At 42.3% G+C, this 14,662-nt stretch carries 14 protein-coding genes; 11 read left to right on the forward strand and 3 right to left on the reverse strand.

Annotation, left to right across the window (positions count from 1 at the left end; all coding sequences use genetic code 11):
* From HT679_RS08890 to tig, 9 genes are all read left to right on the forward strand, one after another.
* Nucleotides 1–1,666 (forward strand): SHIRT domain-containing protein (locus HT679_RS08890; RefSeq protein WP_173214181.1); only part of this gene is annotated, 1,666 nt, incomplete at its 5' end.
* Between the two features lie 175 nt (nucleotides 1,667–1,841).
* Entirely contained in the window at nucleotides 1,842–2,720 is an 879-nt protein-coding gene (gene mvk, locus HT679_RS08895; protein WP_173214183.1) for a mevalonate kinase, read from the forward strand.
* Entirely contained in the window at nucleotides 2,702–3,655 is a 954-nt protein-coding gene (gene mvaD / locus HT679_RS08900; protein WP_173214184.1) for a diphosphomevalonate decarboxylase, read from the forward strand. Before mvk ends, mvaD begins: the two co-directional genes overlap by 19 nt.
* Nucleotides 3,642–4,649, forward strand: coding sequence for a phosphomevalonate kinase (locus HT679_RS08905; RefSeq protein WP_173214186.1), 1,008 nt, complete (start codon nucleotides 3,642–3,644; stop codon nucleotides 4,647–4,649). Before mvaD ends, HT679_RS08905 begins: the two co-directional genes overlap by 14 nt.
* Nucleotides 4,633–5,643 (forward strand): type 2 isopentenyl-diphosphate Delta-isomerase, encoded by a 1,011-nt coding sequence (fni, locus tag HT679_RS08910; protein WP_173214188.1) that lies wholly within the window; start codon nucleotides 4,633–4,635, stop codon nucleotides 5,641–5,643. Before HT679_RS08905 ends, fni begins: the two co-directional genes overlap by 17 nt.
* 76 nt (nucleotides 5,644–5,719) lie before the next feature.
* Entirely contained in the window at nucleotides 5,720–6,418 is a 699-nt protein-coding gene (gene liaF / locus HT679_RS08915; RefSeq protein ID WP_173214190.1) for a cell wall-active antibiotics response protein LiaF, read from the forward strand.
* Complete coding sequence (locus tag HT679_RS08920; protein ID WP_173214193.1) at nucleotides 6,415–7,410, forward strand: sensor histidine kinase; 996 nt, start codon at nucleotides 6,415–6,417, stop codon at nucleotides 7,408–7,410. The genes liaF and HT679_RS08920 overlap by 4 nt, the downstream gene beginning before the upstream one ends.
* A 13-nt stretch (nucleotides 7,411–7,423) precedes the next feature.
* Nucleotides 7,424–8,056: a response regulator transcription factor gene (locus tag HT679_RS08925; protein ID WP_173214195.1), complete on the forward strand. Its 633-nt coding sequence runs from the start codon at nucleotides 7,424–7,426 to the stop codon at nucleotides 8,054–8,056.
* A gap of 161 nt (nucleotides 8,057–8,217) precedes the next feature.
* On the forward strand, nucleotides 8,218–9,501 hold the full coding sequence (gene tig / locus HT679_RS08930) for a trigger factor (RefSeq protein WP_000116486.1): 1,284 nt from the start codon (nucleotides 8,218–8,220) through the stop codon (nucleotides 9,499–9,501).
* Nucleotides 9,502–9,548: 47 nt separating this feature from the next.
* On the opposite strand, the gene HT679_RS08935 is transcribed toward tig, so the two are convergent.
* From HT679_RS08935 to rnhC, 3 genes are all read right to left on the reverse strand, one after another.
* On the reverse strand, nucleotides 9,549–11,915 hold the full coding sequence (locus tag HT679_RS08935) for an ATP-dependent RecD-like DNA helicase (RefSeq protein ID WP_173214197.1): 2,367 nt from the start codon (nucleotides 11,913–11,915) through the stop codon (nucleotides 9,549–9,551).
* A gap of 279 nt (nucleotides 11,916–12,194) precedes the next feature.
* Nucleotides 12,195–12,809 carry a signal peptidase I gene (gene lepB / locus HT679_RS08940; protein WP_001083986.1) on the reverse strand — a complete coding sequence of 205 codons (615 nt, stop codon included), beginning with the start codon at nucleotides 12,807–12,809 and terminating at the stop codon, nucleotides 12,195–12,197.
* A 3-nt stretch (nucleotides 12,810–12,812) separates the two neighbouring features.
* Nucleotides 12,813–13,694, reverse strand: coding sequence for a ribonuclease HIII (gene rnhC / locus HT679_RS08945; RefSeq protein WP_173214199.1), 882 nt, complete (start codon nucleotides 13,692–13,694; stop codon nucleotides 12,813–12,815).
* 86 nt (nucleotides 13,695–13,780) lie between these two features.
* Here rnhC and zapA point away from each other — a divergent pair, with 86 nt between their 5' ends.
* Together zapA and HT679_RS08955 are read left to right on the forward strand one after the other, a co-directional pair.
* Nucleotides 13,781–14,083 (forward strand): cell division protein ZapA, encoded by a 303-nt coding sequence (gene zapA / locus HT679_RS08950; RefSeq protein ID WP_000002019.1) that lies wholly within the window; start codon nucleotides 13,781–13,783, stop codon nucleotides 14,081–14,083.
* Nucleotides 14,080–14,628: a CvpA family protein gene (locus HT679_RS08955; protein ID WP_173214201.1), complete on the forward strand. Its 549-nt coding sequence runs from the start codon at nucleotides 14,080–14,082 to the stop codon at nucleotides 14,626–14,628. Before zapA ends, HT679_RS08955 begins: the two co-directional genes overlap by 4 nt.
* The last annotated feature ends 34 nt before the right edge of the window (nucleotides 14,629–14,662 follow it).

Here is a 14,662-nt window from a genome sequence, read left to right on the forward strand (position 1 = left end):
AAAATTCGTTAGTGGAACAGAAGGTAAAGCATTACCAGCAGTAATAGAAGGATATAAACCAAAAGACCCAAAAACGTATGAAAATACAGCTAATGTAACTGCGATTCAACCAACTACAAAAGAGTACCCAGTTGCAGAAGAAGATGGAAAATGGGTATTTAAAAAATACGATGCAGAAAATAAAGCAGTAAATGAAGCAGATGTGGAGTTCATTGGAACATGGGTATTCGAAGCTAATAAGTATGGTGTAACATACAAATTCGTTAGTGGAACAGAAGGTAAAGCATTACCAGCAGTAATAGAAGGATATAAACCAAAAGACCCAAAAACGTATGAAAATACAGCTAATGTAACTGCGATTCAACCAACTACAAAAGAGTACCCAGTTGCAGAAGAAGATGGAAAATGGGTATTTAAAAAATACGATGCAGAAAATAAAGCAGTAAATGAAGCAGATGTAGAGTTTGTAGGAACATGGGTATTCGAAGCTAATAAATACGGTGTAACCTACAAATTTGAAAGTGGGACACCAGGTAAGACATTACCAGCAGCAATCGAAGGCTATAAACCAACAGACCAAAACCGTTATGTAGATAAATCAAATGTAACAACAATTCAGCCAACAAAAACAGAGTATGTTGATACAGAAAATGATGGAAAATGGGTATTTAAAAAATACGATGCAGAAAATAAACAAGTAAATAAAGCAGATGTAGAATTTATAGGAACATGGGTATTCGAAGCTAATAAATACGGTGTAACATATAAATTTGAAAGTGGGACACCAGGTAAGACATTGCCAGCAGCAATAGAAGGCTATAAACCAACAGACCAAAACCGTTATGTAGATAAAGCAAATGTAGTTGCGACTCAACCGACAAAAACAGAGTACGTAGATGCAGAAAATGATGGAAAATGGGTATTCAAGAGCTACGATGCTGAAAATAAACAAGTAAATAAAGCAGATGTAGAGTTTGTAGGAACATGGGTATTCGAAGCTAATAAATACGGTGTAACCTACAAATTCCAAAGTGGAACACCAGGTAAGACATTGCCAGAAGCAATAGAAGGTTATAAACCAACAGACCCAAATCGTTATGTAGATAAATCAAATGTAACAACAATTCGACCAACAAAAACAGAGTATGTTGATACAGAAAATGATGGGAAATGGGTATTCAAGAGTTACGATGCTGAAAATAAACAAGTAAATAAAGCAGATGTAGAGTTTGTAGGAACATGGGTATTCGTGGCTAACGCACCGACTCCTAAGCCAGAACCAAAACCGGAGCCTAAGCCGGAACCAAAACCGGAGCCAAAGCCAGAGCCTAAGCCGGAACCAAAACCGGAACCAAAGCCAGAGCCTAAGCCAGAACCAAAACCAGAACCGAAGCCGGAACCAAAGCCGGAACCAAAGCCAGAGCCTAAGCCAGAGCCAAAACCGGAACCAAAACCGGAGCCTAAGCCGGAACCAAAACCAGAACCGCAACCAACACCAACTCCTACCTCAATTTCTTCAGAAGATTGGAATCAAGGAAGTACTGAAGTGCACAAGTGGGATGAACTACCTCAGACAGGTAGTCAACAAGATGAATGGTTGGTAGCTCTAGGTGGCTTATCTCTCCTAGGTGCTTTGACGGTATTTTCTAAAAAACGAGAAGAATAGGATATGCTAAAAATCGTTTAAATAATAAAACGATGTAAATATATCCTTATAATGGGAAAAGCGATTGTGAATGGAAACAATCGCTTTTTTTGTGAAAATATAATAAAATAGATAGGAGAGAAGCAATACTTGTATGAAAAAATGAGACGGCTTTTTCGTCTGGTAAAAGGAAAATATGACAAAAAAAGTTGGTGTCGGTCAGGCACATAGTAAGATTATTTTAATAGGGGAGCATGCGGTCGTTTACGGTTATCCTGCCATTTCCTTGCCTCTTTTGGAGGTGGAGGTGACTTGTAAGGTGGTTCCTGCAGCGAGTCCTTGGCGTCTTTATGAGGAAGATACCTTGTCCATGGCGGTTTATGCCTCGCTCGAGTATTTGGATATCAAAGAAGCCTGCATTCGCTGTGAGATTGACTCGGCTATCCCTGAAAAACGAGGGATGGGTTCGTCAGCTGCTATTAGCATAGCGGCCATTCGTGCGGTATTTGACTACTATCAGGCAGAACTGCCTTATGATGTATTAGAAATCTTGGTCAATCGGGCGGAGATGATTGCCCATATGAATCCAAGTGGTTTGGATGCCAAGACCTGTCTCAGTGACCAGCCTATTCGCTTTATTAAGAATGTAGGATTTACAGAGCTTGAGATGGCTCTATCCACCTATTTGGTGATTGCTGATACGGGCGTTTATGGTCATACTCGTGAAGCTATTCAAGTGGTTCAAAACAAGGGCAAGGATGCCCTACCATTTTTGCATGCCTTGGGAGAATTGACTCAGCAAGCAGAAGATGCGATTAGACAAAAAGATGCTGAAGGACTGGGAAAAATCCTCAGTCAAGCGCATTTACATCTAAAAGAAATTGGTGTCAGTAGCTCTGAGGCAGATTACCTCGTTGAAACGGCTCTTAGGCATGGTGCTCTGGGGGCCAAGATGAGTGGTGGTGGTCTTGGAGGCTGTATCATAGCCTTGGCAGACAATTTGACACAAGCTCAAGAACTAGCAGAAAGATTAGAAGAGAAAGGAGCTGTTCAGACATGGATAGAGAGCCTGTAACAGTACGTTCCTACGCAAATATTGCTATTATCAAATATTGGGGAAAGAAAAAAGAAAAAGAGATGGTGCCTGCTACTAGCAGTATTTCTCTGACTTTGGAAAATATGTACACGGAGACGACTTTGTCATCTCTACCGATGGATGCGATAGCTGATGCCTTTTATATCAATGGTCAGCTACAAAATGAGTCGGAGCATGCCAAGATGAGTAAGATTATTGACCGCTACCGTCCAGTTGGAGAAGGATTTGTCCGTATCGATACTCAAAACAATATGCCTACGGCAGCGGGTCTGTCCTCAAGTTCTAGTGGTTTGTCTGCTTTGGTCAAGGCTTGCAATGCTTATTTCAAGCTTGGTTTGAATCGGAGCCAGTTGGCACAGGAAGCTAAGTTTGCTTCTGGATCTTCCTCTCGTAGTTTTTACGGACCTCTAGGTGCTTGGGATAAGGATAGTGGGGAAATTTATCCTGTAGAGACAGACCTGAAACTAGCTATGATTATGTTGGTGCTAGAAGACAAGAAAAAACCAATCTCTAGTCGTGATGGGATGAAACTTTGTGTGGAAACCTCGACGACCTTTGATGACTGGGTGCGTCAGTCTGAGAAGGATTATCAGGATATGCTGGTTTACCTTAAGGAAAATGACTTTGCCAAGGTTGGGGAGTTAACGGAGAAAAATGCCCTTGCTATGCACGCTACGACCAAAACTGCGTCACCAGCCTTTTCTTATCTGACGGATGCCTCTTATGAAGCCATGGACTTTGTTCGTCAGCTTCGCGAGCAAGGAGAATCCTGCTACTTTACCATGGATGCTGGTCCCAATGTTAAGGTCCTCTGTCAGGAGAAAGACTTGGAGCATTTGTCAGAAATCTTTGGTCAACGTTATCGCTTGATTGTGTCAAAAACAAAGGATTTGAGCCAAGATGATTGCTGTTAAAACTTGCGGAAAGCTCTATTGGGCTGGCGAATATGCTATTTTAGAACCAGGGCAGTTAGCCTTGATAAAGGCTATCCCCATCTATATGAGGGCCGAGATTGCTTTTTCTAAAAACTACCGTATCTACTCAGATCTGTTTGATTTCACAGTAGATTTGACACCAAATCCTGACTATAGCTTGATTCAAGAAACGATTGCTTTAGTGGAAGATTTCCTGACTTATCGAGGTCAAACCTTGCGACCTTTTTCTTTGGAAATTCGAGGAAAAATGGAACGGGAAGGGAAAAAGTTTGGTCTAGGTTCTAGCGGTAGCGTCGTTGTCTTGGTCATCAAGGCTCTGCTAGCTCTGTATAAGCTTTCGGTTGATCAGGAACTCTTGTTCAAGCTGGCCAGTGCTATCTTGCTCAAGCGAGGAGACAATGGTTCTATGGGAGACCTTGCCTGTATTGTGGCTGAGGATTTGGTTCTTTACCAGTCATTTGATCGCCAGAAGGTGGCTGCTTGGCTAAAAGAAGAAAACTTGGCGACAGTTTTAGAGCGTGATTGGGGCTTTTCAATTTCACAAGTGAAACCAACTTTAGAATGTGATTTCCTAGTGGGATGGACCAAGGAAGTGGCTGTATCGAGTCACATGGTCCAGCAAATCAAGCAAAATATCAATCAGAATTTTTTAAGCTCCTCAAAAGAAACGGTGGCTACTTTGGTAGAAGCCTTGGAGCAGAGGAAAGCAGAAAAAATTATCGAGCAAGTAGAAGTAGCCAGTAAGCTCTTAGAAAGCTTGAGCGCAGATATTTACACGCCTTCGCTTAGACAGTTGAAAGAAGCCAGTCAAGATTTGCAGGTTGTTGCTAAGAGTAGTGGTGCTGGTGGTGGTGATTGTGGTATTGCCTTGAGTTTTGATGAGCAATCAACTGAAACCCTAAAAAACCGTTGGGCCGATCTGGGGATTGAGCTCTTATACCAAGAAAGGATAGGACATGACGACAAATCGTAAGGACGAGCACATCCGCTATGCCCTTGAGCAGAAAAGTTCCTATAATAGCTTTGATGAGGTGGAGTTGATTCATTCTTCCCTGCCTCTTTACGATCTGGATGAAATCGATCTGTCGACAGAGTTTGCTGGTCGAAAGTGGGACTTTCCTTTCTATATCAATGCTATGACGGGTGGAAGCGATAAGGGAAGAAAAATCAATCAAAAGCTGGCTCAAGTGGCAGAAGCCTGTGGTATTTTATTTGTAACGGGTTCTTATAGCGCAGCCCTTAAAAATCCAACAGATGCCTCTTTTTCTGTCAAGTCTAGTCATCCAAATCTCCTTCTTGGAACTAATATTGGATTGGACAAGCCTGTTGATTTAGGCCTTCAGACTGTAGAAGAAATGCATCCTCTTCTCCTACAAGTGCATGTCAATGTCATGCAGGAATTACTCATGCCCGAGGGAGAAAGGAAGTTCAGAAGCTGGCAATCGCATCTGGCAGACTATAGCCAGCAAATCCCTGTTCCGATTGTCCTCAAGGAAGTGGGTTTTGGAATGGATGCCAAAACCATCGAGAGAGCCTATGAATTGGGCGTTCGAACCTTTGACCTGTCAGGTCGTGGTGGCACCAGTTTTGCCTATATTGAAAACCGCCGCAGTGGCCAACGTAACTACCTCAATCAATGGGGCCAGTCTACTATGCAAGCCCTTCTCAATGCCCAAGACTGGAAAGACAAGGTTGAACTCTTGGTCAGTGGAGGCGTTCGGAATCCGCTGGATATGATTAAGTGCCTGGTCTTTGGGGCTAAGGCTGTGGGATTGTCACGAACCGTTCTGGAATTGGTTGAAACCTATACAGTTGAAGAAGTAATCGACATTGTTCAAGGATGGAAAGCAGATCTACGCTTGATTATGTGTGCCCTTAATTGTGCCACCATAGCAGATCTACAAAAAGTAGACTATCTTCTTTATGGAAAATTAAAAGAAGCAAAGGATCAGATGAAAAAGGCGTAACCACCGCCTTTTTTCCATCTTCAGACCGAGGTGACTTTTTTGAATTGTGATAAAATAGAAGGGAGAGGATGAACCAATGAGAAAATTTAAAATCTTTTTATTTATTGAAACCTGTCTGTTGACAGGAGCTCTGATTTTGATGGTATCAGAGCATTTTTCGCGTTTTCTGCTGATTCTATTCCTCTTTTTGCTTTTGATTCGCTATTACACTGGTAAAGAGGGCAATAATCTTTTTTTAGTGGTGGCAAGCATTCTCTTCTTTTTCATCGTCATGCTCAATCCCTTTGTGATTCTAGCTATTTTTGTTGCGGTTATATACAGTCTCTTTCTTCTTTATCCGATGATGAACCAGGAAAAAGAGCAGACCAATTTGGTTTTTGAAGAGGTTGTGACGGTTAAGAAGGAGAAAAATCGTTGGTTTGGAAATCTCCATCATTTTTCAAGCTACCAGACTTGCCAGTTTGATGATATCAATCTCTTTCGTTTCATGGGCAAGGACACCATTCATCTGGAGAGGGTGATTCTAACCAATCATGACAACGTCATTATTCTCAGAAAGATGGTAGGAACGATCAAAATCATTGTACCTGTGGATGTGGAAGTCAGTCTCAGCGTTAATTGTCTATATGGGGATTTGACTTTTTTCAATCAGCCCAAGCGAGCCCTCCGCAATGAACACTATCATCAAGAAACAAAAGACTATCTCAAGAGTAATAAGAGGGTCAAGATTTTCTTGACCACTATGATTGGAGATATTGAGGTGGTTAGAGGATGAAAAAACAAGCCTATGTAATCATTGCTCTCACCTCCATCTTGTTTGTCTTATTTTTCTCCCACAGCTTGCTGGACATCCTTGACTTTGACTGGTCTATCTTTCTGCACGATGTCGAAAAAACAGAAAAATTTGTCTTTTTGTTGTTAGTATTCAGCATGTCCATGACCTGTCTCTTAGCCCTGTTTTGGAGAGGTGTTCAAGAGCTTTCTCTAAGAAAGATGCAGGCTAATCTCAAGTGTTTATTGGCAGGGCAAGAAGTGGTTCAAGTTGCAGATCCAGATTTGGATGCCAGTTTCAAGTCCTTGTCAGGTAAACTTAACCTTTTAACAGAAGCTCTTCAAAAGGCTGAAAATCAGAGTCTTGCTCAGGAAGAGGAAATCATCGAGAAAGAACGAAAGCGGATTGCTCGGGATTTGCATGATACAGTCAGCCAGGAGTTGTTTGCGGCCCACATGATTTTGTCAGGTATCAGTCAGCAGTCTTTGAAATTGGATAGAGAAAAGATGAAGATCCAGTTGCAGAGTGTCACAGCTATTTTAGAAACTGCCCAGAAGGACTTGAGAGTCTTGCTCTTACATTTGCGACCAGTTGAGCTGGAGCAAAAGAGTCTGGTTGAGGGAATCCAAATCCTCTTAAAAGAGCTTGAGGACAAGAGTGATCTCAAGGTTAGTTTTAAGCAAAATGTGACGAAATTGCCTAAGAAAATCGAGGAGCATATCTTCCGTATCCTGCAAGAATTGATCAGCAATACTCTCCGCCATGCCCAGGCATCTTGTCTGGATGTCTATCTCTATCAGACAGATTTTGAATTGCAGCTGAAAGTGGTGGATAATGGGATTGGTTTCCAGTTGGGTAGTTTAGATGATTTGAGTTATGGACTTCGCAATATTAAGGAGCGGGTTGAAGATATGGCAGGGACGGTTCAGTTATTAACAGCTCCCAAGCAAGGGCTGGCAGTTGATATCCGTATTCCCCTGCTCGATAAGGAATGATAAAGGAGTAAAGATGAAAATTTTACTGGTAGATGACCATGAAATGGTCCGATTGGGCTTGAAAAGCTACTTTGACCTCCAAGACGATGTAGAAGTTGTGGGCGAGGCGTCCAACGGATCTCAGGGGATTGACTTGTCCTTGGAATTGCGTCCAGATGTCATTGTCATGGATATTGTCATGCCTGAGATGAATGGGATTGATGCGACCTTGGCTATCCTCAAAGAATGGCCTGAAGCCAAGATTTTAATTGTGACTTCTTACTTGGACAATGAAAAAATCATGCCGGTCTTGAATGCTGGTGCTAGAGGCTATATGCTTAAGACTTCTAGTGCAGACGAACTACTCCATGCCGTCCGTAAGGTGGCTGCTGGCGAGTTGGCCATTGAGCAAGAGGTCAGCAAGAAGGTCGAATACCACCGCAATCACATAGAACTACATGAGGACCTGACTGCGCGTGAGCGAGATGTTCTCCAACTCATCGCCAAGGGCTACGAAAATCAGCGCATCGCTGATGAACTTTTTATCTCTCTCAAGACGGTCAAGACCCATGTGTCCAATATCCTAGCCAAACTTGAAGTCAGCGATCGTACCCAGGCAGCGGTCTATGCCTTTCAGCATCATTTGGTAGGGCATGAGGAGTTTTAATAGTTATGTAAAAATAGTGTTGGAGAAATGACTTAATTTAGTATCAAAGAAGTGAGCAAGTACTTCCAGCATCATTGAAAAGCGCATTCGTTACTTGAAAAAAGTCACTCGTTTATGTTATAATAGACTGTATTTAAAAAATTTTAAGGAGAAATGACAGAATGTCTGTATCATTTGAAAACAAAGAAACAAACCGTGGTGTCTTGACTTTCACTATCTCTCAAGACCAAATTAAACCAGAATTGGATCGTGTCTTCAACTCAGTGAAGAAATCTCTTAATGTTCCAGGTTTCCGTAAAGGTCACCTTCCACGTCCTATCTTCGACAAAAAATTTGGTGAAGAATCACTTTATCAAGACGTTATGAACGCTCTTTTGCCAAACGCTTATGAAGCAGCTGTAAAAGAAGCTGGTCTTGAAGTCGTTGCACAACCAAAAATTGACGTAACTTCAATGGAAAAAGGTCAAGACTGGGTTATCACTGCTGAAGTTGTTACAAAACCTGAAGTAAAATTGGGTGACTACAAAAACCTTGAAGTGTCAGTTGATGTAGAAAAAGAAGTAACTGATGCTGACGTTGAAGAGCGTATCGAACGCGAACGCAACAACTTGGCTGAATTGGTTATCAAAGAAGCTGCTGCTGAAAATGGCGACACTGTTGTCATCGACTTCGTTGGTTCTATCGACGGTGTTGAATTTGATGGCGGAAAAGGTGAAAACTTCTCACTTGGACTTGGTTCAGGTCAATTCATCCCTGGTTTCGAAGACCAATTGGTAGGTCACTCAGCTGGCGAAACTGTTGATGTTATCGTAACATTCCCAGAAGACTACCAAGCAGAAGACCTTGCAGGTAAAGAAGCTAAATTCGTGACAACTATCCATGAAGTAAAAGCTAAAGAAGTTCCAGCTCTTGACGATGAGCTTGCAAAAGACATCGATGAAGAAGTTGAAACACTTGCTGAATTGAAAGAAAAATACCGCAAGGAATTGGCTGCTGCTAAAGAAGAAGCATACAAAGATGCAGTTGAAGGTGCAGCAATCGATAAAGCTGTAGAAAACGCTGAAATCGTAGAACTTCCAGAAGAAATGATTCACGAAGAAGTTCACCGCTCAGTAAATGAATTCCTTGGAAACTTGCAACGTCAAGGTATCAACCCTGACATGTACTTCCAAATCACTGGAACTACTCAAGAAGACCTTCACAATCAATACCAAGCAGAAGCTGAGTCACGTACTAAGACTAACCTCGTTATCGAAGCAGTTGCCAAAGCTGAAGGATTTGACGCTTCAGAAGAAGAAATCCAAAAAGAAATCGAGCAATTGGCTGCAGATTACAACATGGAAGTTGCACAAGTACAAAGCTTGCTTTCAGCTGATATGTTGAAACACGATATCACAATCAAAAAAGCTGTTGAATTGATTACAAGCACAGCAACAGTTAAATAATCTTAATAAACAAAAATCCCACCTGCTTAGGTGGGTTTTCTGATGCACTATTTTCCAAAAATCTCTTTGAGGTCTGCGTCTGTAATCCCAATCATGGCGGGGATGCTATCCCAGTTTTCTTCGGTTAGGATGTAGGATTGTTCAGAGGTACTTGATGTGGTTGTTTTAGAGATAGCTGGTTGCTTTTCTTCAACATTCTCCAATAAATCACTGAAGCGTTCAATCAGATAGGTTTTTCGGGCAGTTCCGATATGTTGGGTGGCATAGTCGAAGGCCTGTAATTCGCCTAATAAGATAAGTTTGCTTTTGGCGCGTGTAATGGCTGTATAGATGAGATTGCGCTCCAGCATACGCTTACTAGCACTGGTAATCGGTAGGATGACAACAGGGAACTCACTTCCCTGAGACTTATGGATACTCATGGCATAGGCCAAACGAATCTTGTACCATTCGTTACGTGGGTAAGAGACCTCGTTGCCATCAAAATCAATGACAATTTCGTCTTGTTTCGACTCGGTGTATTTACCAGGAATCAGGTCTGTGATGGCTCCTAAATCTCCATTAAAGACATTGATTTCAGCATCGTTGACCAAATGAATGACCTTGTCGCCCTTACGATAGTGGCACTGGGGAGCTTCAAAACTGAGTTGATTTTTTTGTGGTGGATTGAGCAGGTCTTGCATGAGCTGGTTGATGGCATCAATCCCTGCCGTCCCTCGGTACATGGGAGCCAGAACTTGGATATCACGGGCAGGAATACCACTTCTGAGGGCAGCGCCTAAGATCTTTTCAATGGTAGCAGGAATATGGCCACTAGCAATTTCAAAGTAGGAACGGTCAGCTTTTTTCTGGGTGAAATCAGCTGGCAAGATACCCTGTCGAATCTGACTAGCTAGGGTGACGATGGTTGATTCTTCGCTTTGCCGATAAATTTTTTCCAAGCGAGTCTGAGGAATCAAAGGAATATGAAGCAGGTCAGCTAGAACCTGTCCAGGGCTGACAGACGGTAGCTGGTCGCTGTCGCCCACGATGAGGATCTTACTGTTAGAAGAGATGTTGGAGAAGAGTTGGTTGGCCAGCCAAGTATCTACCATGGAAAATTCATCTACGATGATAAAGTCAGCATCCAGATAATCTTCCAAATGACTGGTATCATCGTCGCCTGTCATTCCTAAATGTCGGTGTATGGTAGCGCTAGGCAAACCTGTCAATTCATTCATGCGCCGAGCGGCTCGTCCAGTTGGAGCAGCAAGAAGAATCGGCAGGTTGCTTTTTTTTCTGAGGTCAAGTCCTTCTAAAAGGGCATAGACAGCGATGATCCCATTGATAACAGTTGTCTTACCAGTACCAGGTCCACCTGTCAGGATAAAGACCTTATTCTGGATAGCATCACAGATAGCCTGTTTTTGAATGTTATCATACTCAATCTCCAGATCTTCTTCGACAGTAGCGATATGTTTTTGAATGGTTTCTAAATCCTGACTCTTCTGTTTTCCTTTTTCAAGGATACGAACCAAGTGACTGCGGATGCCTTCCTCAGCGAAAAAGAGGCTGTTATCAAAGATTTTGGTATCAATCTGCTGAACCTTGTCTTCTTCGATCAGGTAGGAGAGTTCTTGGGCTACTTGGCTGGGGTCCAGTTCCACGGGGCGAGAAGATTCAAGGAGATTAAGGGTTTGTTCCAGCAAATCCCGTGCTTCAACATAGGTATCCCCTGTTTCCATACAGGCCTGAAAAAGACTATGTACTAGACCGGCGCGGAAGCGTTCAGGAGCCTGACTTTCGATGCCTAGTTCTTCCGCTAATTGGTCAGCAATAGTAAATCCCAAACCCTTGATATCCTCAACCAATTGGTAGGGATAATTTTCAACCACATCAAGGGTTTCTTCCTTGTAAAAGTCTTGAATCTGAAAGGCTAGTTTGTTGGGAATACCGTAGTTGGCTAGTTTGGCCAAAACCATCTCCGTTCCGTAGTTGAGACGGAGAGTGGAGACGAAAGCTTCACGATTTTTGGCAGAGAGTCCTGAGATGCCTTCTAGCTTTTCTGGGTGTTGCAAAATTTCGTCAATGGTATTGTCGCCATAGGTGTCCACGATTTTCTGAGCTGTCTTGAGACCAATTCCCTTGAAATGGCTACTTGAAAAGTATTTGACAAGCCCTTTGCTAGTTGGTTTTGCGCGTTCATAACGGCTGATTTGCAGTTGTTCCCCATACTTGGAGTGCTGGACAATTTGTCCCCAAAATGTATAGTCTTCTCCCTCAATCACGTCAGCCATGGTACCAGTGACAATAATTTCAAAATCATCAAAATCCTCTGCGTCCGTATCTTCAATCTCTAGGAGGAGGATACGATAAAAATTGCTGGGATTTTCAAAAATAATCCGTTCAATGGTTCCTGAAAAATAAACTTCCATAAGATTCCTTTGCATAAATAGGTGAGAGTTAATACTCTTCGAAAATCTCTTCAAACCACATCAGCTTCGCCTTGCCGTATATATGTTACTGACTTCGTCAGTTCTATCTACAACCTCAAAGCAGTGCTTTGAGCAACCTGCCGCTAGCTTCCTAGTTTGCTCTTTGATTTTCATTGAGTATAACTTTGTTTCTATCTTAATCAAACTGGATAGTGAATAATCATATTCTCACGATAGAAGAAGAGGCTGAGATTGGTGATTCTCGGCCTCTTAGGATTCTTAAAATGTTCCGATACGGGTGATTGGCCAGAAGCGGAATTTAGCTTCCCCTGTGATATCTTTTGCTTTAAAAGTACCTACGTGGCGGCTGTCGCTCGAAACCAAGCGGTCGTCTCCGAGGAGAAGGTATTCTCCTTCTGGGACAGTAAAGCTAAAGTTGGTGTTATAGTTGACATCAACTGTGAAGGCTTGGGCTTTTTGAGCGATACTTCTAAAGAAGGTTCCTTTATTTCCTTCAAATCCCTTGCCTGAGTAAGTGCTTTGGAGTTTGTCATCCTTGAAGCGTTTGATATAGTCAGCTAGATAAGGTTCGTCCGTCTCTTTGTCATTGATGTAAAGTTTATCATTTTCGTAACGGATAGTATCGCCAGGCATTCCAATCACGCGCTTGACGATGTCCTTATTGCCATCTTCCTCATGGGCCACCACGATATCAAAACGATCAATAGGGAGGTGCTTAACGACAAAGAGAATTTCGCCATCCGCTAGGGTAGGATCCATGGAATGTCCTTCTACGCGGACATTACTCCAAAAAAAGATACGGCTTAAAGCTAGTAATGACAGAATCAGGAGGAACAATCCCCACTCTTTTAGGAAATTTTTAAATGAATTCATAACTTACCTTTCTAAGCGTTTTTTCGCTTTTTCAGTATTTTTAAAGTGCAGTTTGGCGCAGAAGTTGAGTCCCTGCATACCATAGGCTTGTAAAATCTGGCTAGCTACCTTATCAGAAGCCGTTCCAGCTCCACTTGGAAGTTGATAACCCAGTTCTCGTCCTAGATTTTCTAGATTTTCCAGAAAGAGATCACGCGCAATGATAGAAGAAACTGCGACAGCCAAGTATTTGCCCTCAGCCTTTTCTTCTAAGCTGATAGGATTGCTGAAACGATTGGCCTCTTGTGCCAAGTACTTGTCATAATTTTTAGCACTGGTAAAGGCATCAATCACAATTTTCTCAGGCTGAATGCCTTTTTGAAGGAGGAGATAGATAGCCTGGTTATGGAGGGCTACCTTAACCGAAACAGCGTTGTAGCGATCTCCGATGACCTCGTTGTACTTGCTGGGTGAGAGAAGCAGTGCTTGGTGCTGGATTTTTTCCTTGAGGATAGGGGCAATCTGACGGATCTTTTGGTCGGTCAGAGTCTTAGAATCTCCCACACCGAGTTTTCGTAAGAAATCATGCTGGTCAGGTGTGACAAAGGAAGCCACAACTGCAAGCCCACCAAAGTAGGAACCATTTCCAACCTCATCTGTCCCAATCAAAGGGAAATTTTGTCCCCTGTTTTCCTCTAAAACCTGATAGCCAAAGAAACTAGCATATTTCTCAGCCCCTTCACCCTGAAGTAAGATCTTTCCAGAAGTATAGATAGAAACCGTTGCTTGAGGTAGTCGCAAAAAGTAGCGAATATAGGGATTCTTGCTGGGAGCCAGACTGGTTTGATAGTGTTCAAGAAAAGCCTGAATCTCCTTTTCACTTGGTGTGAGTGTTATACTTGCCATAGTTTCTATTGTACCACAAAAGCAGTAAAATTTGTAAAAACTGACAAAGTTAGCGAATTTTGGTATAATATCGTGAGGTGAATTTTATGGCAAATCTAAATCGATTCAAATTTACATTCGGGAAAAAATCATTAACCTTGACAAGCGAGCATGATAACCTCTTTATGGAGGAAATCGCTAAGGTTGCGACAGAAAAATACCAAGCAATTAAAGAACAAATGCCTAGTGCAGACGATGAAACAATCGCTCTTTTGTTGGCAGTCAACTGTTTATCAACTCAGCTCAGCCGTGAGATTGAATTTGATGATAAGGAGCAAGAATTAGAAGAACTCCGTCACAAGCTTGTGACTTGCAAGCAAGAACAGAGCAAGATTGAGGATTCCCTATGATTTCACTCTTTCTTCTACTGGTCTTGGCTTGGGGATTTTATATCGGCTATCGGAGAGGACTGCTCTTACAGGTTTATTACCTGATTTCAGCACTGGCATCGGCTTTTGTGGCTGGCCAGTTTTACAAGGGGCTTGGAGAGCAATTCCATTTATTGCTCCCTTATGCAAATCCACAGGAAGGTCAGGGGACTTTCTTTTTCCCATCGGATCAACTCTTTCAGTTAGATAAGGTCTTTTATGCAGGTATCGGCTACTTGCTTGTATTTGGGATTGTCTATAGCATCGGTCGTTTACTTGGTCTCTTGTTACACTTGATTCCTAGTAAAAAACTGGGTGGCAAGTTGTTCCAAGTTTCAGCAGGTATCTTGTCCATGTTGGTGACCTTATTTGTCTTGCAAATGGCTTTGACCATCTTGGCGACCATCCCCATGGCAGCTATACAAAATCCTCTTGAAAAGAGTATCGTCGCAAAACACATCATCCAGAGCATACCGGTAACAACTAGTTGGCTCAAACAAATCTGGGTGACAAATTTAATCGGATAAAAAGGGCAGGAGTTTTCCTAGCCCTTTGTTTACA

This window comes from Streptococcus sp. 4886 (assembly GCF_013276485.1).
Taxonomy (GTDB): Bacteria; Bacillota; Bacilli; order Lactobacillales; family Streptococcaceae; genus Streptococcus.

What these genes read in the sequence shown, in the direction of transcription:
- mvk (WP_173214183.1), top strand. Translation starts at nt 1,842, where the DNA reads ATGACAAAAAAAGTTGGTGTCGGTCAGGCACATAGTAAGATTATTTTA.
- mvaD (WP_173214184.1), top strand. Translation starts at nt 2,702, where the DNA reads ATGGATAGAGAGCCTGTAACAGTACGTTCCTACGCAAATATTGCTATT.
- HT679_RS08905 (WP_173214186.1), top strand. Translation starts at nt 3,642, where the DNA reads ATGATTGCTGTTAAAACTTGCGGAAAGCTCTATTGGGCTGGCGAATAT.
- fni (WP_173214188.1), top strand. Translation starts at nt 4,633, where the DNA reads ATGACGACAAATCGTAAGGACGAGCACATCCGCTATGCCCTTGAGCAG.
- liaF (WP_173214190.1), top strand. Translation starts at nt 5,720, where the DNA reads ATGAGAAAATTTAAAATCTTTTTATTTATTGAAACCTGTCTGTTGACA.
- HT679_RS08920 (WP_173214193.1), top strand. Translation starts at nt 6,415, where the DNA reads ATGAAAAAACAAGCCTATGTAATCATTGCTCTCACCTCCATCTTGTTT.
- HT679_RS08925 (WP_173214195.1), top strand. Translation starts at nt 7,424, where the DNA reads ATGAAAATTTTACTGGTAGATGACCATGAAATGGTCCGATTGGGCTTG.
- tig (WP_000116486.1), top strand. Translation starts at nt 8,218, where the DNA reads ATGTCTGTATCATTTGAAAACAAAGAAACAAACCGTGGTGTCTTGACT.
- HT679_RS08935 (WP_173214197.1), bottom strand. Translation starts at nt 11,915, where the DNA reads ATGGAAGTTTATTTTTCAGGAACCATTGAACGGATTATTTTTGAAAAT.
- lepB (WP_001083986.1), bottom strand. Translation starts at nt 12,809, where the DNA reads ATGAATTCATTTAAAAATTTCCTAAAAGAGTGGGGATTGTTCCTCCTG.
- rnhC (WP_173214199.1), bottom strand. Translation starts at nt 13,694, where the DNA reads ATGGCAAGTATAACACTCACACCAAGTGAAAAGGAGATTCAGGCTTTT.
- zapA (WP_000002019.1), top strand. Translation starts at nt 13,781, where the DNA reads ATGGCAAATCTAAATCGATTCAAATTTACATTCGGGAAAAAATCATTA.
- HT679_RS08955 (WP_173214201.1), top strand. Translation starts at nt 14,080, where the DNA reads ATGATTTCACTCTTTCTTCTACTGGTCTTGGCTTGGGGATTTTATATC.